Genomic DNA, 21,783 nt, shown 5'->3' on the forward strand with positions numbered 1-21,783 from the left:
CCAGGATATTAGACGCAAATATAAAAATCTGTATCTATATAAACAAGAGCAAGAATATTTAATCTCGTCATCAATGCCACAGCACAATTTGGTTACTATAACTGACCTACAGGCAGCACAAGAGCGAATTTTGGGGATTGCTCACCGTACACCTGTGCTGACTTCTAGAATCGTTAACGATCGCACCAATAGCCAAGTATTCTTTAAGTGCGAAAACTTTCAACGCACGGGGGCATTTAAATTTAGAGGTGCGTACAATGCCTTAGCCCAACTATCGGTAGCTCAAAAACAAACAGGCGTTCTCACCTATTCATCGGGAAATCATGCCCAAGCGATCGCTTTAGCTGGACAATTACTCAATATTCCCACCACTATTGTCATGCCTGATGATGCACCTGCTGTGAAACAAACTGCTACTCGTGGTTATGGTGCAGAGATAATTTTATACAATCGCCAAGAAACAAACCGAGAAGAATTAGCCCAAAATTTAGCAGATGAGCGCTCTTTGACACTCATCCCTCCTTACGATCATCCCCATGTAGTCGCCGGACAGGGAACAACTGCTTTAGAACTGATTCAAGAAGTTGGTGAGTTGGACTTATTATTAGTTTGTTGTGGCGGTGGCGGATTACTTTCAGGATGTGCGATCGCAGCTAAAGCACTTTTACCCAATTGTAAAGTTATCGGCGTAGAACCAGCCCTTGCCGACGATGCTACCCGCTCTTTTCACACCAAAACCCTGCAAACTGTCAAAAATCCTAATACCATCGCTGATGGTGCGCGGACTCCCAGCCTTGGTAAAATTACTTTCCCCTTAGTGCTGCATTACGTCGATGATATGGTGACGGTATCGGAAGAAGCGATTCTTCGCACCATGTTTTTCTTGTGGGAACGTCTGAAAATTGTCGTTGAACCTACCGGAGTACTCGCAGCAGCAGCCTTACTCGAAGGTGTGGTGACAGCACCAGAGGCGAGAGTTGGTGTCATCATCAGCGGTGGAAATGTAGATTTGGCGCAAGTTGGTAAATTGTTTTCTGTGGGATTGGATTGAAAAGTTAAATTCCCAGCAAAGTTTCTATGCAAATTGGGCATTTATTCAGTTAAACGGCTATTGGATCGGCTGATACAGTAAAATTATAGTGATAGGCTATAGTAACTTTATTGAAGCTAAAATCACTATATTTTGGAATTGAGGTAAAAATGGAAACTACAACGAGAAAACAAGCTTTAATCAAAGCTATTTATGAGCGATTAGAACAAGCTTATGAAGATACTTTAGAGGATGTCATAGAACTTTTAGATATTCGTAAAGCAGAAGACCAAGAGGATATTAAAGCTTTACATGAAGGACGGGAAGATATTAACAAAAATGGTACTATTCCTTGGGAGCAAGTTAAACGAGAATTAGCTAGTGAATCAATATAAAATTGAATTTTCTAATGCTGCATTTAAACAACTTAAAAAATTACCTATAAAAGTACGGACAAGGATACAAACAAAAATTGACGAGCTAGCTGATAATCCCCGCCCTAATGGGGTTGTTAAGCTAGAAGATTCGGACAATGGTTATCGAATCCGAGTCGGCAGTTACCGAGTTATATACAATATTTTTGATGATGTATTAATAGTTAGTGTTGTGAAAGTAGGGCATCGTCAAGAGGTTTACCGCGACGAGTAAGACAGCAACACTAATAGCAGGATAAAAGCTTTATATTCATACTCTCATATCGCGTTTTTGCTAATGGGGCTGATGTGAGCGATCGCCTCCGGTTAGTGTTTGCATAATCGCCCTATAAGCTCTATTCTGTCAGACCATCAAGTTTAGCTAGTATTCTTAAGCCTTCTTCTGGGTTGCCAGTTGCAGCCATTGCTTTAAATCTTGTATGGGCATCAAATTCTGCTAAAACTATAGTAGAAAGTTCTTCAATTAATTTTCAGATACCTCAACAGTGATTTGCATCATCTAGCTCTGTTATTTTTTAAATCTATCTATTAGCTATAAGTCTAGCTATAAATTTATCTATTAGTTTGATTTTATAAATATTTGGTATAAATAGTTACTGCAATTGCACTTCTGGTAATGGGGTTGATGTGAGCGATCGCTTATTTAGCAAAAAAATCTGCTTGAGAAACCAAGAATATCAGGGCTTTTACGAATAATATTTACATATGTTAATATTATTTGGTTTAGGTACGGATATTCAGTATGGTTCCCATAAAGACCGTTCTAAAAAATTCAGAGCAAGTCACTCGGTTGTTTTCTCATCTCGAATTTGATGGAAAAAAACTCAATCATCAACCGGGTAGTGTCTTTGGAAGTACTGCATTGATTGCAGGAACCACCGTTGGGGCTGGGATTCTCGCTCTACCAGCCGTTACGCTGCCATCTGGGATTGTACCATCCACATCTGGACTCATTGCAGTTTGGCTCTATGCTCTAGTTTCGGGGTTATTGGTTGCAGAAGTTAGCTTAAACACGATGCGAACAGAAGGGCTTTCAAGTATAGGTTTTTTAGGAGTTGTTGAGAAGATCCTTGGTAAGGTGGGAGCGCGTATTGCTGGCGGTGCATATTTATTTATGCACTATGCTCTCTTGGTAGCATACATCACCGAAGGTGGAGAGATTTTAGGAGCGGCGGCGGCAAAAGTCTGGGGTATGCAGATATTGCCTACGTGGGTGGGTACAACGACTTTCACGCTCTTATTTGGTGGCATTATGTATCTTGGGCGAGAAAAGTTTATTGAGAAATTAAACAGCGCCTTTGTCGGAATTGTCATCGTTTCCTTCTTAGGACTATTATTTATAGGAGGAAGGCATATTCAGAGTGCCCAACTATTATTTCAAAACTGGAGTGCCCTTGGTAGTGCCATTTCAGTGATGTCTGTAGCGCTGTTTTTCCAAAACGTTGTGCCGCTAGTTGTGACGCAACTCGAAGGGGATGCCCGCAAAATTCGTCAGTCCATTTTTATTGGTTCTGTGATTCCTTTAATTATGTTCTTAGCGTGGAATGCCGTAATTTTAGGAAGCGTCAGTCCCGATATTCTACATAGCACTTCTGATGGTACAAGTATTTTTGATCCACTACAGATTCTCCGAGCAGGTGGCGCGGGGCAATGGTTAGGAGTGCTAGTATCCATTTTTTCAGAGTTTGCGATCGTCACATCATTCATTGGATTTGTGTACGGATTACTGGATTTGTTCAAAGATATTTTCCTACCTACACAGTGGCAACTTTCTAGCCGCTTACCCCTTTATTCCCTGGTTCTTTTCCCGCCGATGACTCTCGGAACGCTTAACCCCAGCATCTTTTTTACTGCCCTAGATTACACTGGAACATTTAGTATTTCAGTTTTAGGTGGAATTATTCCGGCGTTAATGAGTTGGAAGCAACGTGAAAACTCAGATAGCACAAATCAACCACTTGTTCCTGGCGGCAAGGTGACACTCATTGCGATCGTTGGAGTGGCATTAGCTATGATCGGAAGACAAATTCTGTCAATTTACACCAAATAAAACCATCAATAAAAATTATGTGCTACAAAAAACTATAGCTGTAGTATAAATATATTAACTACAATCAAACTGCAACACGAGAGTCAAATGACAAATGACTACTTAATCAAATGAGTGATTCTCGACTGGTCAAAATCAGCAAATATCTCAGCAAATATCTGCGACATACACCGGATGCTATTGGCATTAAACTTGCTCCTGGTGGTTGGGTTGCTGTTGATGACTTACTTACCGCTTGCGCTCAAAATAAGTTTCCGATTACCCGCCAAGAATTACAGGTGGTAGTTGAATCCAACGAGAAGCAACGCTTTTCTTTTGATTCTACAGGTAATCTTATTCGTGCGAACCAAGGACATAGTGTAAAAGTCGATTTACAACTAGAAGCTGTAGTTCCTCCAGATGAGCTTTATCACGGCACAGGACACAAATCTGTAGAGTCAATTCTGCAAACAGGACTTTGCAAAATGTCGCGACATCATGTCCATTTATCAAAGGATATAGAAACAGCAGAAACTGTTGGTGCAAGACATGGAAAACCAGTGGTTTTTGCTGTAAATACTGCGGCAATGCATCAGGCAGGTTACATCTTCTATTGTTCTGCTAATGGTGTTTGGTTAGTTGATCGCGTGCCACCTGAGTATCTACAAAGAATTTGAATTTTAACAAAATAGAATATTTAACCGATATTTGCCAAGTAGTTACATAATCTAGAAGTTGCAGCAATTACTGCATATTGGAATTGAACTCAGATCAATGTACCCATAGCGGAATAGCACTAAAATACTGCCCTTGCTTTGCCTGGTTCCCAGCCTGGAGGCTGGGAACCTATTCTGGAAGGCTCCGTCTCCAATAGCTTGACAATAGACCTGCCTTGAAAATAAGGCAGAAGGCAGGTGGCCACTGAGCGTAGTCGAAGTGAGGCAGGAGGAAAAGACATTTTCATTGTTCCTTGTGAGCGTAGCTCATGGAGTCTCTTGCAAAAAGCACTTTTGCAAGAGAGGGGAAAAGGGTAAAGGTTAAAGGGGAAAGGGAAAATAACAAACCTTTCCCCCTTTCCCATTCCCCTTTTCCCGACAAATGCCAAGAAGTCTAATAGACAGAGGCTCTTTTAAATACATTCTCAGCCTCCAGGCTGGGAACAAGACAACATAAGCCATTGGGCTTTTCTTAGTGCCATTCACCCATAGCGCTTGTACTCCTAATACTGTATTCTCTGATAGATTAGCGTCTGCAAAACAGGGATTAGGAGTAATTCCATTCCGGTTTACAACAGAAAAAGTAACTTTGTAGATTTGTCTATAAAATTACAAACTCTCAATAGTAAAAATACTATCAATCTCTTAGCCTACTCACCCAATGTAGGTTAAAAATCTCACCAAACAAACATTTTAGATTTATCCAAACCCCAAGATGCCTTCTAAGCGAATCTTGTTTATCAGTAACGGCCACGGAGAGGACAACCATACCTCTCATGTTATTCAGACCCTGCGCCAATTGTGTCCTTCTCTTGAGATGGCGGCAATGCCGATTGTGGGTGAAGGAAGAGCTTACCGCAGCTTGGATATTCCCATAATTGGGCCCACACAAACAATGCCCTCTGGCGGATTCTTTTACATGAAGCGCCTCTATATGCTCAAAGATTTTCAATCGGGATTGATTGGGTTAACGTGGCGACAATTACAAGCGGTGTTGCAGTATGCTCCTAACTGCGATTTAATTATGTCTACTGGGGATTTTGTCTCCCAAACATTTGCTTACTTAACAAAGCGTCCCTTCGTTTCGTTTATCTCTTGTCTTTCTGCCCTCTATGAAGGGCAATTGCGTATCAATCCACTGCTGTGGCACGACCTTAATTCTTCTCGATGTCTGGCAGTTTTTACTAGAGATTCCTATACAGCTTCCGATCTCCAACGGCAAGGTATAGCTAAGGCTAGGTTTGGTGGGATTCCGGCTTTAGATCGCGTTGTCCCCACTGGCAAAGACTTGTACCTGAAACCGGATATTCCTGCGATCGCACTCTTACCAGGATCGCGGATGCCGGAAGCCGCGCGAAATTTCAGTTTGCAGTTGCAACTGGTAGTAGAAATCGCCAAAGTGATGCCTGAATCAGGATTCCAGTTTCGCGCCGCCTTAGTACCAAATTTGATGGAGCAATTAGACGACATTGCTAAAAGTCAAGGTTGGCAACTGAATCAAGGCATACTCAGTTATTTTCCTCCAGGAACTTCTGCTGAAGAATCACCGCTTGTAGAAGTGAGATGTTACTCAGATGCCTTCAGTGATATCTTGTATTACTCTACCCTCGTAATTGGCATGGCAGGGTTGGCAGTGGATTTAGCTGTAGCGATGGGGAAACCGATCATCCAGATTCCCGGAGAGGGCCCTCAATTTACCTATCAATTTGCAGAAGCGCAAACGCGGCTGTCGGGCATTTCGGCTCAAACCATCGGCACTAAGCCAGCAACCCCTGAGATTCTCAAGCAAGCAGCTAAACGAGTAGTCGAAACTTTAGAAGATTCAGACTACCTCGCTAAGTGCAAAGTAAATGGCCCTGAGCGATTTGGCCCACCCGGCGCATCTGAGAGAATTGCCCGCTTTCTACTAAACTCTCTAGGAGAAACTGAGTAGAATATTACGTCAGAATTCAGGAGTCGGCACGGTTGGGTAACATGGTGTGGTAGGCTAACGCCGTAATACACCTCAATTCTGACCGGAGGCGGAGCATTTCTGGCTTTGCTCGTAACTCCTGAATTCTAAATTCTGAATTCTGACTCCAAACTCCAAACTTCTGACTCCTGAATTCTTACTTACCTATGAAAGTCCGCTCTAGTTACTGGCAACTGTTGCCTTATCTGTGGCCCCAATGGTCGCTGTTAATTCGGGGATTGGCTTGTATTCTAGGATTTGTGTTATTCACCCTAGCAGTGCCCTATTTAGCAGGTCAGGTCGCTTTTTATCTTGGCCAGGGAAATGTAAACCAGATTGCCTACTGGCTCGGACTGGCTACTTTAGTATTTTTGGTTCGAGGGCTTTGTCAATACGGGCAGAATGTCTTTATGATCGCTGCTGCCCTGAATATGGTTTTAAACTTGCGTAAGCGGGTTTATGCTCACCTGCACAAACTTGGATTAGATTACTTTGAAACCACACAGACAGGAGACCTGACTTATCGCCTAACTGAAGATATTGATCGCGTTGGCGAAATTGTGGACAAGTTATCCCATCAGTTTCTTTCCAATTTGTTGCAGTTAATTGCAATTCCCATTTACATGCTCTACTTGAATTGGCCGCTCACTCTTGCGGGTTTGATTTTGGCTCCTTTAATGGCTTGGTTAATCGGGGAATTTGGTCAGCGATTGCTTGTGCTATCTCGCCAGAGCCAAAACCAGGTTTCCAATTTGTCGGCGATGCTAACTGAAGTATTTAGCGGGATTCGTGTAGTTCAAGCTTTTGCAGCCCAAGAATATGAAGTGAAGCGATTCAATAAAGAAGCAGAAATCAATCGCCAAGCGAAGTATCGCGCTCTACAACTCAAATCCATTCAGTTTCCCGTTGTCGGTTTTTTGGAAGCAGTTAGTATTATACTGCTGTTTTTATTAGGAGGATGGCAGATTTCTCAGAATCAGCTGACAGCTCAAGGGTTTATCAGTTTCTTAGCTGCTGTGGCTATACTGATTCAGCCAATCGACATGCTGATTAGCAATTACAACGAGTACAAACAGACCGAAGCTTCTGTTGAACGCATTTTTGAACTGATGGCGAAAGAACCTAGTATCAGCGAAAAATCGAATGCTCAGGCAATGCCACGAGTTATGGGCAAGGTAGAGTATCGTCACGTTGATTTCGCCTACAATCCCAGCCAGCCAGTGCTTAAGGATCTCTGCCTAAACGCTTCTCCTGGTGATGTCATTGCCTTGGTTGGTTCTTCTGGAGCCGGCAAATCGACGTTAATTAACCTTTTACTTCGTTTCTATGACCCTCAGAGGGGTCAAATTCTGGTTGACGATATTGATATCCGTGATGTCACACTTACCAGCTTGCGCCATCAAATTGGCATTGTTCCCCAAGATGTTACGCTTTTTTCGGGAACGATCGCTGAAAATATCGGTTACGGTCAAGAAGAATTAAATTTAGCAGCGATTCAGGAAGCAGCAAAGATTGCCAACGCTCACTCCTTTATCACCCAGTTTTCTCAGGGTTATCATACCTGGGTGGGCGAACGTGGAGTTAACCTATCGGGAGGACAACGCCAAAGATTAGCGATCGCCAGAGCAGTTGCCAACGATCCGCGAATTCTCATCCTAGATGAGGCCACCTCTGCCCTCGATTCTGAATCAGAAGCACTAGTTCAAGAAGCACTAGAACGAGTGATGCAAAACCGTACCGTGTTTATTATTGCCCATCGCTTGAGCAGCGTTCGTCGGGCTGACTGCATTCTCGTAATCGAACAAGGAGAGGTGGTTGAAGCTGGTACTCACACCTCCCTCCTGTCTCAGGAAGGACGGTATGCCCGTTTTTACGCCCAACAGTTCTACTCTACAGATGAATAGTAGTCTGTCAATAAATAATTGATGGATAAATTCCCTGTAGAGACGGCGATTTATCGCGTCTCTCTAACATTTTTCAAATCAACATCCCAGCAATACAAGCGGTAATAAAACCCGCTAACAATCCGCCAATCATCGACCTTACACCCATGCGAGCTAAGTCATGCTGCCGATTAGGTGCTATCCCTGCAATGCCGCCAATGGTAATGCCAATTGAACCGATATTTGCAAAGTTACATAATGCGTAAGTTGTAATAATTACTGCACGTTGAGAGATTTTGCCACTTTCAATTAGTGCCTTCAAATCCAAAAAAGCAATAAACTCATTGAGAATTGTTTTTGTACCCAATAAAGCCCCAACTTGCCGACAATCAGCCCAAGGTATGCCCATTAGCCACGCCACGGGAGCCATGAGAAAAGACAAAATCCACTGTAATGAGAGTTGCTGTAAGCCCACAAATGCCCCTAACCATCCTAAAAGTGCATTCAGGGCAGCTAATAACCCCAAAAAGGCGATAATCATCACCCCAACATTAACCGCTAGCTTCACGCCGTCAATTGCTCCGGTAGTAGCAGCATCAATTACATTTACATAATTAGTTTCTATATATGCTTTTGCTTTACCAGCCGTCTCTGATATTTCTGTTTCAGGGTAAAGTAATTTTGATACCACCAATGATGTGGGAGCAGTCATAAAAAAAGCAGCAATTAGGTGTTCTGCTGGGATGCCAAAGGAGAGATATGCTCCTAGTACTCCCGCCGCAATTGTGGCAAAACCACCCGTCATCACGGCATGGAGTTCCGATTGCGTCATACTCGCTATGTAAGGTTTTACCATCAGCGCCGACTCTGTTGGCCCCAAAAAGATATTACCTGCACAGGATAAAGATTCAGAACCCGAAGTTTTCATCGTTTTCATCATTACCCACGCCATCACATTTACGACTCGCTGTAAAATACCGTAGTAATACAAGACGCTGATGAAAGCAGAGAAAAAGATAATTGTCGGCAGCACTTGGAAAGCAAAGAAATGATCTTTAAAATTTTCTCCAAAGACAAATTTTGCACCAACATCAGAAAATGCTAAAAATTGACCAACAATATCTCCCAGAGATTTAAACACATTTAAACCCCAAGCAGTTTTAAGAATCACTAGTGCAAACACAAACTCCAATCCCAAACCCCACGCCACTATTCGCCAACGTACCGCACGACGATTAACAGAGAAGGCGTAGCATATACTGAGAAAAACTAAAATTCCCAATGCAGAGATGGCGCGTTCCATGTTTACTCCTGAAAAGGTATTGTTAAGGCACTTAGTCACAGAGCATACACAAAATCTGCCTTTATTTGTGGTTTTGTAGTCAATTACTAGAGTTTTGATGCTGTAAATAAGAATTTAGCGATTGCACATTCATATCTTGTTACAAAATAGTCTTCCCAAACCTTAAGCACATTTGTATTAATAGGAACAATCAATGTAAACAGGAAAAAATTAACCTTGTAGGGAAAAGAGAACTATGGTGGCGCTAACCGGTTATCAAATACATGAACTAATTTATTCGGGATCTAAAACCCTAGTGCATCGTGGTATTAGAGAATCAGATCAAAAGCCGGTAGTAATTAAACTGTTGCGGCGCGAGTATCCCACATTTTATGAACTCGTGCGATTCCGCAATCAGTACACCATTGCGAAAAATCTAGATATTGATGGCATTATCAAAACTTATAGTCTAGAGAACTATCAAAACAGCTATGCCTTAGTTATGGAAGATTTGGGTGGCATTTCTCTCCAAGCAGAGATGGCCAGGTGGGAAGATAAGGGGATGGGGAGAACTGCTGATGGATTGCAGACATTTTTTCACATTGCTTTGCAAATTGTCTCAATTCTTGATGGATTGTATCACAATCGGGTGATTCACAAAGACATTAAACCCGCCAATATTTTGATTAACCCCACCACAAAAGATATAAGACTGATCGATTTTAGTCTCGCCTCCTTACTTTCCAGAGAAACGCAAACTCTGACTAATCCAAATATTCTAGAAGGGACATTAGCATACCTTTCTCCCGAACAAACCGGACGAATGAACCGGGGAATTGACTACCGCAGCGACTTTTATTCCTTGGGTGTCACCTTTTTTGAACTCCTCACCGGAGAGTTACCTTTCAAATCTGATGAACCGATGGAGTTGGTATATTGTCATTTAGCAAAGCTTCCTCCACAGGTACATAGTCTCAATCCTGAGATTCCCCCAATTCTGTCTGAAATTATCAGCAAACTGATGGCGAAAAATGCCGAAGATAGGTATCAGAGTGCATTGGGGTTGAAGTATGACTTAGAAATTTGCTGGCGTCAGTGGCGAGAAACTGGCAGGATTGATGTTTTTGAGTTAGGAGTGCGAGATATTTGCGATCGCTTCATCATCCCAGAAAAGCTCTATGGTCGGCAAGCAGAAGTAGAAAGCTTACTCGCAGCATTTGATAGAGTAGCTCACCCCCCAGAATACCCCCTTAGCAAGGGGGGACTAAGGGGGGTAGAAATGATTTTAGTAGCAGGTTTCTCTGGTATTGGTAAAACTGCCGTTGTTAACGAAGTCCATAAACCCATTGTGCGACAACGGGGTTATTTTATCAAAGGGAAATATGACCAATTCCAACGCAACATTCCCTTGGGAGCTTTTGTACAAGCATTTCGAGATTTAATGGGGCAATTACTTAGTGAAAGCGATGCTCAACTTGAACAATGGAAAGCCGCAATTTTAACAGCTTTAGGTGAAAATGCTCAGGTAATTATCGAAGTTATTCCCGAACTAGAAAAAATTATTGGGCAACAACTGCCAGCCTCTGAACTTCCAGGGACTGCTGGACAAAATCGTTTCAATTTACTGTTTCAGAAATTTATCCAAGTTTTCACAACCAAGGAGCATCCTTTAGTGATGTTTCTTGATGATTTACAATGGGCCGATTCAGCATCTTTAAAGTTGATACAATTGCTGATGAATGAAGCTGAAATTCACTATATGTTATTGATTGGTGCTTATCGGGATAATGAAGTTTATCCAGGGCATCCGTTAATATTGACATTAGAAGAGATTAATAAATCTAGAGATTGTCTTAATACTATTGCATTAACAAATCTTAATCGCACAGATGTAAATCATCTAATTAATGATACTCTTAAATGTGACTTAGCAATTACCCAAACTCTCACAGATTTAATATATCAGAAAACTCAAGGAAACCCATTATTCACTAATCAATTTCTCAAATCTTTGCACGAAGAGAAGTTAATTAACTATAACTTTGATATGGGTCATTGGCAATGTGATATTGCTCAGGTTAGAGCATTAGCATTTACTGATGATTTGGTAGAGTTTATGGTGCTTCAGTTGCAGAAGTTACCAGAAGCAACTCAAAAAGTTTTGCAGCTTGCAGCTTCTATTGATAATCAGTTTGACTTAGCAACTCTCGCAATTGTCCATGAAAAATCTCTATCAGAGACAGCAGCAGACCTATGGAAAGCTTTGCAAGAAGGTTTGGTCATCCCCACAACTGAAGTTTACAAGTTTTATCAACAGGAGTCAGGAGAATCTCTAATTGCTTCTGATTTTTGGATGTTAGATTCTGGCTCCTGTTCCTATAAGTTTTTGCACGATCGCGTTCAACAAGCTGCTTATTCTCTAATTCCCGAAGACCAAAAACAGACAGTACACCTCAAAATTGGACGATTAATTTTGAAGAATATTTCCCTTGAACAGCGCGAAGAATATCTCTTTAAATTAGTTAATCAGTTAAATTTGGGAGTTGAACTAGTTACTCAGTCAGAAGAACGAGAAGAACTGGCAAAATTAAATCTAACTGCAAGTCATAAAGCGAAGATTTCGACTGCTTATGAAGCCGCTATAGAATATACAAATTTTGGTATTAGGTTACTCACAGAAGATTGTTGGCAATATCAGTATGATTTGGCTTTGGCACTGTACTCGACATCTGCCGAGTTAGCTCATCTAAATGGTAATTTTGAACAAATGGAGCAATTAGTACAAGTAATATTAGAAAATGGCAAAACACTGAGCGATCAAGTCAAAGCCTACGAAACAAAAATATTATCTCAGGTAGCACAAAATAGAATGTGGGAGGCGATAAAAACGGGACTCCAAGTTCTCAAATTATTGGACATAGAACTACCAGAACAGCCAAAACCAGAAGATATTTCTCGTGGACTACAGGAGACACAATTAGCTTTAGAGGGTAAATCCATTGAAGACTTACTAGAGTTAAAAATAATGACGGAGCCAGATAAGTTAGCGGCTATGAATATATTGACAAATATAGCTGCTGCTGCTTATTTAGTTATCCCAGAACTCTATCCCCTAATATTGTTCAAACAGGTTATTTTATCCCTCAAGTATGGAAATACTGCTAATTCTCTCTATGGATATTCATGTTATGGACTGATTCTGTATACTTTTCTGGGAGATGTTGAATCTGGTTATCAATTCGGTCAACTGACTCTCAGATTATTAGATAAACTGAATGCTAAAGAATTCATAGCTAAGACTTATGCAGTTGTTTATGGCTCTTTGAATTCTTGGAAAAATCACGTTAGAGAACTTTTACATCCTATCCAATTAGGCTATTCTACCGGACTAGAAACAGGAGATTTAGAATTTGCTGGTTACTGTGCATTTATTTATTGCTTGAATTCATATTTGGCTGGTAAAGAATTATCTTGTGTACTACAAATAATAGCGAATTATAGTCAAGCACTTGCACAACTTCATCAAGAACCATCGTTACTTAGAAATGAACTGTATCGGCAGGTAGTACTTAACTTGCTCTCAAAAAATGAAAATCCTTGCCGTTTAATCGGTGACGCTTACAATGAAGAAATCATGTTACCACTTCATTACCAAAGTCATGACAAAAGCATGATTTGTTCATTGTATTTTAATAAATTAATTCTTTGCTATTTATTTGGTGAGTATACTCATGCGATTGAAAATGCTGAAATAGCACTGAATTATTTAGATAGTCTGATTGGCAGTATTATTGTTCCTTTATTTCATTTTTATGATTCTCTGAGCCAATTAGCCGTGTATTATAATGCTTCTGAAGATGAGCAAGCATTTATTTTAAAACGGGTTACAACCAATCAGGAAAAAATGCAGAATTGGGCGCATCATGCGCCGATGAATCATTTACATAAGTTTCACCTAGTAGAGGCTGAACGCTATCGCATTCTTGGCGAATATATCCAAGCAATGGAAATGTACGATCGCGCCATTCAAGGAGCAAAAGAAAACGAATATATCCAAGAAGAAGCTCTCGCTCAGGAACTCGCCGCCAAATTTTATTTAGGATGGGGTAAAGAACAAATTGCCCAAACATATCTGACAAACGCTTACTACTGCTATGTTCGTTGGGGCGCAAAAGCCAAAGTTTATGACTTAGAAAAACGTTATCCTCAATTACTCGCACCGATTCTCCAATGGGAAACAATTCGCGTCAATCCCACAGAAATAGCATCTACCCTCCATAATCAAATGCCTCTGTCTACTTTTAATGCTGGTATGACAATTTCATCCACTAGTACCAGCATTTCCGAAGCTTTAGATTTAGCAAGTGTTCTCAAAGCCTCTCAAGCACTATCTAGCGAAATTCATTTAGAAAAGTTGTTGTCAACATTAATGCAAGTGGTGATGGAGAATACCGGAGCCAAAAAATCTGTTTTAATTTTACTCAAGGATAATATTTGGGCGATCGAAGCAATCGCAACATTCCAGAAAGAGCCAACTATTCTGCAATCTATTCCCATTGAGTTTAGCCAAGCTATCCCTCTAACCGCAATTAACTATGTCAAACGCACTTTAGAAACATTGGTAGTTGATGATGCGACTGTGAAAAATTCCTTCACCTCTGACTCCTACATTATCCGACAACAACCCAAGAGTTTGCTGTGTACCCCTATTCTCCATCAAGGGAAGTTAATCGGCATACTTTACTTAGAAAATAATCTCATTGCTGGAGTATTCACTCATGATAGACTCCAAGTAATAAATCTATTGTGTTCACAAGCTGCCATTTCCTTAGAAAATGCTTCTCTTTATCAGCGATCGCAAGAGAATGCCCAACAATTAGAACACTCACTTACAGATTTAAAACAAATGCAACTACAACTGGTGCAAAACGAGAAAATGTCAGCATTAGGTAATTTAGTTGCAGGTGTAGCCCACGAAATCAACAATCCTGTAGGCTTTATTGCAGGTAATATCCAACCTGCTGTTGATTTGGTTGAAGATTTGTTTCACCTCATCGAGCTTTATCAAGAAAAGTTCCCAAATCCGGGTGTAGAAATTGAAGAAGAAATTGTAGCAATTGACCTAGAATATATCCGAGAAGATTTGCCAAAAATGATTTCTTCGATGAAATTAGGAATAGATCGAATTCGGAGTATTAGCAATAGTTTGCGAACTTTTTCCAGAGCAGATACAGAAAACAAAGTTGCTTTTAATATTCATGATGGTATCGACAGTGCAGTTTTGATTCTGAAGCATCGCTTAAAAGCATCAGAATTACATCCAGAGATTAAAGTTGTAAAAAAATACGGAGATATATCTTTAGTCAAATGTTTTCCTGGTCAACTGAATCAAGTATTTATGAATTTATTGGCAAATGCCATTGATGCTCTAGAGGAGTCCAATATTGGACATAATTTTCACGACATTAATAATAAAATCGAGATTAAAACTTGTTTTAGTGAAGACAAACATCATGTTTTAATTTACATTCAAGATAATGGGATGGGAATGTCTGATGAAGTCAAACAAAAGATTTTTGACCATTTATTTACAACTAAATCTGTCGGTAAAGGTACAGGATTAGGATTAGCGATCGCTCGGCAAATTATTGTAGAAAAACATGGCGGTACTTTAGATGTTAATTCTGTACAGGGAGAGGGTACAGAATTTGTGATTCAAATTCCAATTTAAAATTACCCCTCTTGGCGCGGGTAGCCAAAGCTAAGATGGCTACCAATGAGTGTGTAGAAGTCATTTGGCGCGTGTGCAGCACCCCCTGCACAACCCGGAATCTGGCACTTATCGCTAACAGTTTGGGCGACTTTAGAAAGCTCACTGGTGTGTGGTGTCATGTCCCATCCTTCGCCACCATAGCTTGTGGTTTTTTCAATATTATGCAAAACGATCGCTTCTAGCTGCCAACCATTGATTTTACACTCGCCCAAACGATAAATTTTAGACAATGCTGGATCTGATAAAGCTAAACGTAACTCTTTTTCTATTTGTACAAAGTCAGGCTTTTCTGGCTGCATCTGCAAGTAAGCCAGCAATTCTGCGGCTGATGTGCCAGTTCTAAAAAACACCGATGCGTAACCGTCTCCCCCAGAAACGACTCTCCAATCAACTAAGGTGAGTTCTGGTGACTGCGCCAGCGCTACAATCAGCGAGGTGTCAGTTTGGTTATCTGTGCCAGTTATCCCACCATAACCAGACTCAATGCCAAAATTGCGATCGCAAACACCAATAATTTGCCAGACATAGTGTGCAACAGTAACTATAGGTTCATCTCTTTGTATACCCGACACTACTTCAGCATAGTTTCTCTGGTCAACATACAAATCGTAAGAACCTGGAGTATTGGAATTTCCGCATGGTGCATTGATTAATTTGCCAACAAAGTGGCAACGTTCAAAACCTGACAGTGGATGCTGGCGCAGCAAAGCAGCAAGGCGTTCAGCATCAGACGGAGCAAAAGTGGCACTGAAATAGTAATGAGGGCCTTGTCCGCACTCTTTGATTTCCCAGAACCAATCTTGAAATGTACTCACTATGTAAAGATACACACAACGACATAACGACCAAGATAACTGGTGGCAGATAATATTGAATACCCAGGATATAACTTCTAGGCGATCGGGTGCAGTGATTTGTTAGCTAGCATTGGGTTCATCAGGATCTTCATCAACATGAATCGGCTGGCAGATTATACTTGCGATGCTGTTCTTGGGTAAACTCATAAAAAAATCGGACTAAATATACAGACTCACCCAAAGAAACGCTCATAATTGTCATGACTACCGATCCAAAACCATGTCACTGTATCTCCTTCCAAAACTCCAAGTGCTCGATAGCCTCGTGTTACCCTTACTGACCAAATCCCCTCCTGACTGTTGATGCACTTGAAATGTAAAGACGGGTGAAATGGATTCTCTGCCCAAAGCCGATATGCTTTCCTGGCACTTTGCCTAATTTCATTGCTCAACTGTCGATACTCAAACCAAAAGGAAGGAAGTACTGCTGACTTCATAGCTGGTCGTAGTTCATTGCAGTGGCTTGTCCCTCTGCAATTTCTTGTTTAGCTTGTTTGGCAGCAGCAATAAGTTTTGATTGTGTTCTCTGGAACGATTCATTCCATCTAATTTCATCTTGTAGATCGTCAATGTATTCCCGCAGATGCTCTGCAATCCGATCTTGTACTTCAACGGGTAAAGACTCCATCATTTTGATCACGGTGGTAATTGCTGCTGACGACATAGTGAATTGCTCTCATGCAACGCTTCGCTCTTAAAGCTAACACCGATCGCCTCTCTCTATTCATTTTGGAGTTTCCTGAGCATTTTTAATTTCTTGCTGGCTGTTAGACTGTAGCGCTTCACGGGTTAACAAAAACTGTTCGCCTAAATCTGTAACATGAAAATATTTAGTCAAATCTATTGAGTTTTTACCATAATTACTCGCTTGAACCACATCACTGATATAACCAGAGTTCGTCTTAATTAATTTAAAATCTCGTAACCGTCTTAACTCATCACCTACATTGTTTGATACATAAAAGTCATAACTCGTCTTTGCTTTAGAATGCTTATAAAGCTGATCGATCTTCTCATAATCCTTCTTGGCAAGCAAAAAACCAAACATAAAAGCTTGTGTTTGTTCTAAATTTTTCTGCTGTTTTCCTAGTTGTTCTAGCTGTTGGGCTTGAAGCTCATCGATTTGTTTTTTCTGTTCATTGACCTCTTGTTTTAATTCTTTAAACTTAGCTGTAAACCCGCCATCTTTAGAAATTCCAAAATCCTCTAGTCGATTGAGCAAACCGGAGTTGAACAATAAAACAATGGCAATGAGTATAATATCGGGAGCTTCTATCTTTCTTGGTTGTTTTCCTTGTTCGATAAATATTGGGCTAACTAGGCTAAATATCAGATAACATACTGCCGCTACTGAAACAATTTCAATCCACCAATTTCTGCGATTTTTATCTTCTTTTTTGCTAGAATCGCTTACTGGTGGTTGTTGGTTTATTTTATTCTGATTGTTTTCTTCATTCATAAATAGTCAAGTTTGATTTAATTAGCTTTTACTCAGGACTACAAAATATCCATCACAAAAGTCTATGCTGAGATGATAATCCTCAAGTAGTACCCTTCCAATGAGCGGACGACGTATCCATCCTCAGTACTGCGACTTCGCGCTTTATACCGTTCCACACAAGAGTTGCCAAATACACATTAACTGCAACATTATAATTATCAGCAAGATTTGCGTCGAGATGATTTTGGGTTGATTCCCCAGATACCATACCTGCGGTGAGAGATTCATCTTGAATTAAGGGGACGATAAGGGGCAAACTCCTACTAATCCCCAATGAATTGGGAAGCCTATACTTTCCTTACGGGTAAGTGTAGGTAGTTCACCATATTTAACCTTGATTAAGTAATTGTATTTTGACTGGAATTTCAAGTTACAAAATAGAAAATGGTGTTGGGTACTGGAATTTTATGAATTTACCATTACGGACATTGGGAGTTGCGCCAAATGCGTGGACAGTGAATGATGCGATCGCAGATATCACTCGTCCTCAAAAGACCCCACAACCCGTTATCTTATCAACAGAAACTAAAACCCTGCGCCTAGACTTGGCAAAGACTGCTATCCTCGTCATTGATATGCAAAACGACTTCTGTCACCCTGATGGCTGGTTAGCGCATATCGGTGTAGACGTAACTCCAACGCGTCAGCCTATTGAACCTTTGAACAACTTACTTCCCGAACTGCGTGAGGTTGGTGTTCCAGTCATTTGGGTAAATTGGGGGAATCGTCCCGACTTGCTCAATATTAGTGCTAATTCGCGCCACGTCTATAATCCCACAGGGGAAGGTGTGGGATTGGGCGATCCACTACCAAGCAATGGTGCTAGAGTACTTATGGCAGGTAGTTGGGCTGCGGCAGTAGTAGACGAGCTAGAACAGATACCCGAAGATATTTGTGTGGATAAATACCGCATGAGTGGGTTTTGGGATACACCTTTAGATAGTATCTTGCGGAATTTGGGAAGGACAACATTATTTTTTGCTGGTGTTAATGCCGATCAATGTGTGCTAACTACCTTATGTGATGCCAACTTCTTAGGATATGACTGCGTATTGGTTAAAGACTGCACCGCGACAACTTCTCCTGAATTTTGTTGGCTGGCGACATTATATAATGTTAAACAATGCTTTGGTTTTGTCACTGACTCGCAAGGAATTTTAACAGCGCTGCAAAATGGTGAGGAGTGATAAGAGACGCGATTAATCGCGTCTGTACAAGAGTGAGGAGTTAATATTCAGGACTCGGATTTTAGAAATTTTCATACCCATCGATAACTTCAGAGGGGATAAATAAATGTACGCTACTCGTTGTGTAATTCCGGTTATCAAATCTAGCAAAGATTACCAAGTATATCGCATCAGTCCCGACGCCTCGAATCGATTAGCAATTATCTTCGATTCGACAAATGCTAATACTTCTTTGACTTGCTGCATAGAAATTTTTGATGTTGGTGGGCAAACACCCCCAAATCGCCATCAGTGGGCGGTGGAAATGTTTTTCGTCCTCAAAGGGGAAGCGATCGCTATATGTGACGGCAAGAGTGCTACGATCAAAGCTGGAGATAGTTTATTAGTGCCTCCCACTGGTACTCATTTGATTAAAAATACTGGTTCTACTCGCTTGTACACGTTGACTGTGATGATTCCCAATGAAGACTTTTCGGAATTGATTCGCAGTGGGATTCCGGCGGAGTTAGATGAAGAAGATATGGCAGTAATAGGGAGATTTGATGGTTTGATGCCTTGTTAAAATAATTCGTAATTCGTAATTCGTAATTATTCCTCGTTCATCGTTCCCATCTGAAATATGGGAACGAGAGAATATTATGAATTACCAATGATTTGTTTAACAACGCCAACAAAGCGTTCCATGTCGGCTTGGGTAATGGCTCCCATTGTCGAGACTCGAAAGATTAATTGAGCTAAATTTCCCTGTCCAGAATAAATTATATAATCTCGTACTTTCAGTTGGTCGTGAAATTCTTCATAGCTGAAACCGTCTGGCAAGTAATAGGCGTTCAAGACAACGGATGAACTGCCAAGAGGAAGTAAGGGTTTAATTCCGATTGAGGCTAACCCGTCTCTGACTAAGGTAGCAAGTTGGTTATAATGGCTGTATCTGGCACGCCAACCTCCTGCTTCTGTCATTTCTTGCAAAGCTTCTGTTAAGGCATAAAATGTCTGTACTGATTGGGTAAAAGGTGTGCCGCCTCGTTCTTGCTGCTGGTAATAGGTTGCTAAATCTAAATATAAGGTGCGGGGAATTGCATCTACTGATGGCAGTGCACCCCGTTGCAGGATGACAAAGGACACTCCGGGGACACCATGCAGACATTTATTCGCTGTCGCAGCGCAAGCGGTGATTCCCCAATCTGCAAAATTTAATTCCTCAGCACCAAAGCTGCTGACTGCATCTACTAATAGTTTGATGCGGTGTTCTTGGCAAATTGGTGCAAGTTCCGCTAAATTATTTAGGCGACCGGTAGTAGTTTCGTGATGGACGACAGCAAGGTGGGTGATGTCGGTGTTTTCATCCAGGAGTTTGACTAAAGCGTTGATATCTATTTCGGCATCCCAAGGATGGGAAAGTGTGATGTAATCAATGCCGTGAATTTTAGCGATTTTGGATAGTCGTTCGCCATATACACCGTTTTCAATGACTAGTAATTTCCCGTTTGTGGGTACTAAACTACTAATCATCGCTTCCATTGCGGCGGTTCCAGAACCGGTGAGGAGAACTGCTGCCCAGCCGCTTCCAAGACCATAAACTTGAAGTAGCTGTTCGCGGATTCTGGTTTGAAGTTGGGAAAATTCCACCTCACGGTGACACAAATCAGGACGCAACAGCGCATTTCTGACGCGATCGCTCAAATTGACGGGGCCGGGATTTAGTAAAATCATTACCAAAGTTAGGAGTTAGGAGTTAGGAGTTGCCAGTTAGAACCAATATGGTTCATAAAGCGTTGTAAAACTGCTTCCGGGGTGAGGTTGGGTCTGGGTAGTTTTTCTAAAGTTCCGGGACGGATTTTCAGATGAGCGAATTTAGGTCTAGTGTCGCTATCTGCGGTAAATAAGGCATCTAAAATCGCTAGGTCATCTCCGGCTAATGTCACGCCGTAACCGCACGCTTCCGCAATCTTGGCAAAGGATATACCCGCAGAAACGGTGGCTTGTGCGCCTGTGGAATCGTGAACTTCATTATCTAAAAGAATATGGGTCAAGTTAGCACCGCCATAAGTGCCGATGGTAGCAAAATTACCCATTCGCATTAATGCTGCCCCATCGCCATCAATTACTACTACCTTGAGGTCTGGCCGTGCTAAGGATAATCCTAATCCCATTGAGGAAGCGCAACCCATCGACCCAACCATATAAAGATGATTGGCGCTGTCTTTACTAGCAAAGAGTTCGCGTCCCGTATATCCGGTGGTGGCAATTACTATAGTGTTTTCTGGATCGGTAAGTTCCACAATCCGAGCTAATGCTTCGCTGCGAGAAATGCGTTGTTCTTTGCGATCGCGAAAAAAGCTTTGCTGAATATGAGCGCTATTACTATTTTCTCGTTCGGGGATAGAAGAACGAGTGAGGGCATGAGGGGCGTTGGCGTAGCCCATCGAAGATATCGCTCCTTTACGCATAATTAAAGCATAAGGACAGCGTTCTTGTTGCATATAGGCTGTGGCTCTTTGCAGAACGGGTTCTATTTGTGCTGCATCTGTGGGAAAAAATTCCCAAGGTATAGTCATTGTTTGCAGCAATTTCTCTGTGATTTGCCCCATTAATTGATGTTGCGGTTCATCTTGCAACACGCGATCGCCTCGCAAGGTACAAATCAGCAGCAGTGGAATCCGAAAGATGTAAGTGAGGGAGGTTAGCGGGTTAACTGCATTCCCCAAACCAGAGTTTTGCATCATCACTACTGCGGGTTTTCCAGCAATTGCGGCTCCAGCTGCGATCGCTACTGCATCTCCCTCATTGGCTGCGGAGATATATTTAAGTTGAACGTCATTGATGACGTAGTTAATAAAAGGCGTGAGAAAAGAACAGGGTACACCGGTGTACCACCCAAAACCAAGATTACGCGCAGCTTCTACAAATTCTTCTGCCTGGATCATATTAATAGATGGAGGGTGGAAAGTAAGGAGTAGCGAGTGAGGAAGCGGAATTGGGGACTGGAGAGTTGATAGGAAAGATTATTACTTCGACCTCAGAACTCAAAACTTTAACCTCCGAACTCGGAACTTTGACCTCAGAACTCGGAACTTCAGCTTTAGAACTCGGAACTTTGACCTCAGAACTCGGAACTTCAGCTTTAGAACTCGGAACTT

The 21,783-nt window shown here is 41.4% G+C and carries 17 protein-coding genes and 1 pseudogene; 10 read left to right on the forward strand and 8 right to left on the reverse strand.

Features of this window, described 5'->3' with window-relative positions; all coding sequences use genetic code 11:
* The first annotated feature begins 73 nt into the window (after positions 1 to 73).
* From RMY27_RS17865 to RMY27_RS17875, 3 genes are all read left to right on the forward strand, one after another.
* The gene (locus RMY27_RS17865) at positions 74 to 1,051 is read left to right on the forward strand and encodes a threo-3-hydroxy-L-aspartate ammonia-lyase (protein WP_322665427.1); all 978 of its coding nucleotides are present in this window, start codon (positions 74 to 76) and stop codon (positions 1,049 to 1,051) included.
* Between the two features lie 149 nt (positions 1,052 to 1,200).
* Positions 1,201 to 1,425 carry a hypothetical protein gene (locus RMY27_RS17870; RefSeq protein ID WP_322665428.1) on the forward strand — a complete coding sequence of 75 codons (225 nt, stop codon included), beginning with the start codon at positions 1,201 to 1,203 and terminating at the stop codon, positions 1,423 to 1,425.
* A complete protein-coding gene (locus tag RMY27_RS17875; RefSeq protein WP_322665429.1) occupies positions 1,412 to 1,678 on the forward strand; it encodes a type II toxin-antitoxin system RelE/ParE family toxin in 267 nt (88 codons plus the stop codon). Before RMY27_RS17870 ends, RMY27_RS17875 begins: the two co-directional genes overlap by 14 nt.
* Positions 1,679 to 1,799: 121 nt before the next feature.
* On the opposite strand, the pseudogene RMY27_RS17880 reads toward RMY27_RS17875, so the two are convergent.
* Positions 1,800 to 1,934: pseudogene (locus RMY27_RS17880) on the reverse strand (toxin-antitoxin system HicB family antitoxin); the annotation flags it as partial.
* 272 nt (positions 1,935 to 2,206) lie between these two features.
* Between RMY27_RS17880 and RMY27_RS17885 the strand changes: the two are divergent.
* The 4 genes from RMY27_RS17885 to RMY27_RS17900 all read left to right on the forward strand — a co-directional run bounded on the left by RMY27_RS17885 (position 2,207) and on the right by RMY27_RS17900 (position 8,064).
* Positions 2,207 to 3,514 carry an amino acid permease gene (locus tag RMY27_RS17885; protein ID WP_322665430.1) on the forward strand — a complete coding sequence of 436 codons (1,308 nt, stop codon included), beginning with the start codon at positions 2,207 to 2,209 and terminating at the stop codon, positions 3,512 to 3,514.
* Positions 3,515 to 3,624: 110 nt separating this feature from the next.
* Complete coding sequence (locus RMY27_RS17890) at positions 3,625 to 4,170, forward strand: RNA 2'-phosphotransferase (protein ID WP_322665431.1); 546 nt, start codon at positions 3,625 to 3,627, stop codon at positions 4,168 to 4,170.
* Between the two features lie 754 nt (positions 4,171 to 4,924).
* Entirely contained in the window at positions 4,925 to 6,142 is a 1,218-nt protein-coding gene (locus RMY27_RS17895; RefSeq protein WP_322665433.1) for a lipid-A-disaccharide synthase-related protein, read from the forward strand.
* A 185-nt stretch (positions 6,143 to 6,327) separates the two neighbouring features.
* Positions 6,328 to 8,064: an ABC transporter ATP-binding protein gene (locus RMY27_RS17900; RefSeq protein ID WP_322665434.1), complete on the forward strand. Its 1,737-nt coding sequence runs from the start codon at positions 6,328 to 6,330 to the stop codon at positions 8,062 to 8,064.
* A 73-nt stretch (positions 8,065 to 8,137) separates the two neighbouring features.
* Here RMY27_RS17900 and RMY27_RS17905 read toward each other — a convergent pair whose 3' ends face one another.
* Positions 8,138 to 9,346, reverse strand: a complete 1,209-nt coding sequence (locus RMY27_RS17905; protein ID WP_322665435.1) for a NupC/NupG family nucleoside CNT transporter — start codon at positions 9,344 to 9,346, stop codon at positions 8,138 to 8,140.
* 235 nt (positions 9,347 to 9,581) lie between these two features.
* Between RMY27_RS17905 and RMY27_RS17910 the strand changes: the two genes are divergently transcribed.
* Entirely contained in the window at positions 9,582 to 15,056 is a 5,475-nt protein-coding gene (locus RMY27_RS17910) for an AAA family ATPase (protein WP_322665436.1), read from the forward strand.
* 2 nt (positions 15,057 to 15,058) lie between these two features.
* Here RMY27_RS17910 and RMY27_RS17915 read toward each other — a convergent pair whose 3' ends face one another.
* From RMY27_RS17915 to RMY27_RS17930, 4 genes are all read right to left on the reverse strand, one after another.
* A complete protein-coding gene (locus RMY27_RS17915; protein WP_322665438.1) occupies positions 15,059 to 15,913 on the reverse strand; it encodes a hypothetical protein in 855 nt (284 codons plus the stop codon).
* 215 nt (positions 15,914 to 16,128) lie between these two features.
* On the reverse strand, positions 16,129 to 16,392 hold the full coding sequence (locus RMY27_RS17920) for a hypothetical protein (protein ID WP_322665440.1): 264 nt from the start codon (positions 16,390 to 16,392) through the stop codon (positions 16,129 to 16,131).
* A complete protein-coding gene (locus RMY27_RS17925) occupies positions 16,389 to 16,619 on the reverse strand; it encodes a hypothetical protein (protein WP_322665442.1) in 231 nt (76 codons plus the stop codon). The genes RMY27_RS17920 and RMY27_RS17925 overlap by 4 nt, the downstream gene beginning before the upstream one ends.
* A 60-nt stretch (positions 16,620 to 16,679) precedes the next feature.
* A complete protein-coding gene (locus RMY27_RS17930) occupies positions 16,680 to 17,414 on the reverse strand; it encodes a hypothetical protein (RefSeq protein WP_322665443.1) in 735 nt (244 codons plus the stop codon).
* Positions 17,415 to 17,863: 449 nt separating this feature from the next.
* On the opposite strand from RMY27_RS17930, the gene RMY27_RS17935 reads away from it, so the two are divergent.
* A complete protein-coding gene (locus RMY27_RS17935; RefSeq protein ID WP_322665445.1) occupies positions 17,864 to 18,643 on the forward strand; it encodes a cysteine hydrolase family protein in 780 nt (259 codons plus the stop codon).
* A 106-nt stretch (positions 18,644 to 18,749) separates the two neighbouring features.
* Positions 18,750 to 19,205, forward strand: a complete 456-nt coding sequence (locus RMY27_RS17940; protein WP_322665447.1) for a cupin domain-containing protein — start codon at positions 18,750 to 18,752, stop codon at positions 19,203 to 19,205.
* A 74-nt stretch (positions 19,206 to 19,279) separates the two neighbouring features.
* Here the strand turns inward: RMY27_RS17940 and RMY27_RS17945 are convergent, their stop codons facing one another.
* Both RMY27_RS17945 and aepY read right to left on the reverse strand, forming a co-directional pair.
* Positions 19,280 to 20,356: a 2-aminoethylphosphonate aminotransferase gene (locus tag RMY27_RS17945; protein WP_322665448.1), complete on the reverse strand. Its 1,077-nt coding sequence runs from the start codon at positions 20,354 to 20,356 to the stop codon at positions 19,280 to 19,282.
* 8 nt (positions 20,357 to 20,364) lie between these two features.
* A complete protein-coding gene (gene aepY / locus RMY27_RS17950) occupies positions 20,365 to 21,570 on the reverse strand; it encodes a phosphonopyruvate decarboxylase (RefSeq protein WP_322665449.1) in 1,206 nt (401 codons plus the stop codon).
* Positions 21,571 to 21,783 lie beyond the last annotated feature (213 nt).

The organism is Nostoc sp. DedQUE09 (assembly GCF_034530915.1).
GTDB lineage: Bacteria > Cyanobacteriota > Cyanobacteriia > Cyanobacteriales > Nostocaceae > Nostoc.

What these genes read in the sequence shown, in the direction of transcription:
- RMY27_RS17910 (WP_322665436.1), top strand. Translation starts at nt 9,582, where the DNA reads ATGGTGGCGCTAACCGGTTATCAAATACATGAACTAATTTATTCGGGA.
- RMY27_RS17940 (WP_322665447.1), top strand. Translation starts at nt 18,750, where the DNA reads ATGTACGCTACTCGTTGTGTAATTCCGGTTATCAAATCTAGCAAAGAT.
- RMY27_RS17890 (WP_322665431.1), top strand. Translation starts at nt 3,625, where the DNA reads ATGAGTGATTCTCGACTGGTCAAAATCAGCAAATATCTCAGCAAATAT.
- aepY (WP_322665449.1), bottom strand. Translation starts at nt 21,570, where the DNA reads ATGATCCAGGCAGAAGAATTTGTAGAAGCTGCGCGTAATCTTGGTTTT.
- RMY27_RS17885 (WP_322665430.1), top strand. Translation starts at nt 2,207, where the DNA reads ATGGTTCCCATAAAGACCGTTCTAAAAAATTCAGAGCAAGTCACTCGG.
- RMY27_RS17905 (WP_322665435.1), bottom strand. Translation starts at nt 9,346, where the DNA reads ATGGAACGCGCCATCTCTGCATTGGGAATTTTAGTTTTTCTCAGTATA.
- RMY27_RS17920 (WP_322665440.1), bottom strand. Translation starts at nt 16,392, where the DNA reads ATGAAGTCAGCAGTACTTCCTTCCTTTTGGTTTGAGTATCGACAGTTG.
- RMY27_RS17895 (WP_322665433.1), top strand. Translation starts at nt 4,925, where the DNA reads ATGCCTTCTAAGCGAATCTTGTTTATCAGTAACGGCCACGGAGAGGAC.
- RMY27_RS17900 (WP_322665434.1), top strand. Translation starts at nt 6,328, where the DNA reads ATGAAAGTCCGCTCTAGTTACTGGCAACTGTTGCCTTATCTGTGGCCC.
- RMY27_RS17930 (WP_322665443.1), bottom strand. Translation starts at nt 17,414, where the DNA reads ATGAATGAAGAAAACAATCAGAATAAAATAAACCAACAACCACCAGTA.
- RMY27_RS17870 (WP_322665428.1), top strand. Translation starts at nt 1,201, where the DNA reads ATGGAAACTACAACGAGAAAACAAGCTTTAATCAAAGCTATTTATGAG.
- RMY27_RS17925 (WP_322665442.1), bottom strand. Translation starts at nt 16,619, where the DNA reads ATGTCGTCAGCAGCAATTACCACCGTGATCAAAATGATGGAGTCTTTA.
- RMY27_RS17865 (WP_322665427.1), top strand. Translation starts at nt 74, where the DNA reads ATGCCACAGCACAATTTGGTTACTATAACTGACCTACAGGCAGCACAA.
- RMY27_RS17935 (WP_322665445.1), top strand. Translation starts at nt 17,864, where the DNA reads ATGAATTTACCATTACGGACATTGGGAGTTGCGCCAAATGCGTGGACA.
- RMY27_RS17945 (WP_322665448.1), bottom strand. Translation starts at nt 20,356, where the DNA reads ATGATTTTACTAAATCCCGGCCCCGTCAATTTGAGCGATCGCGTCAGA.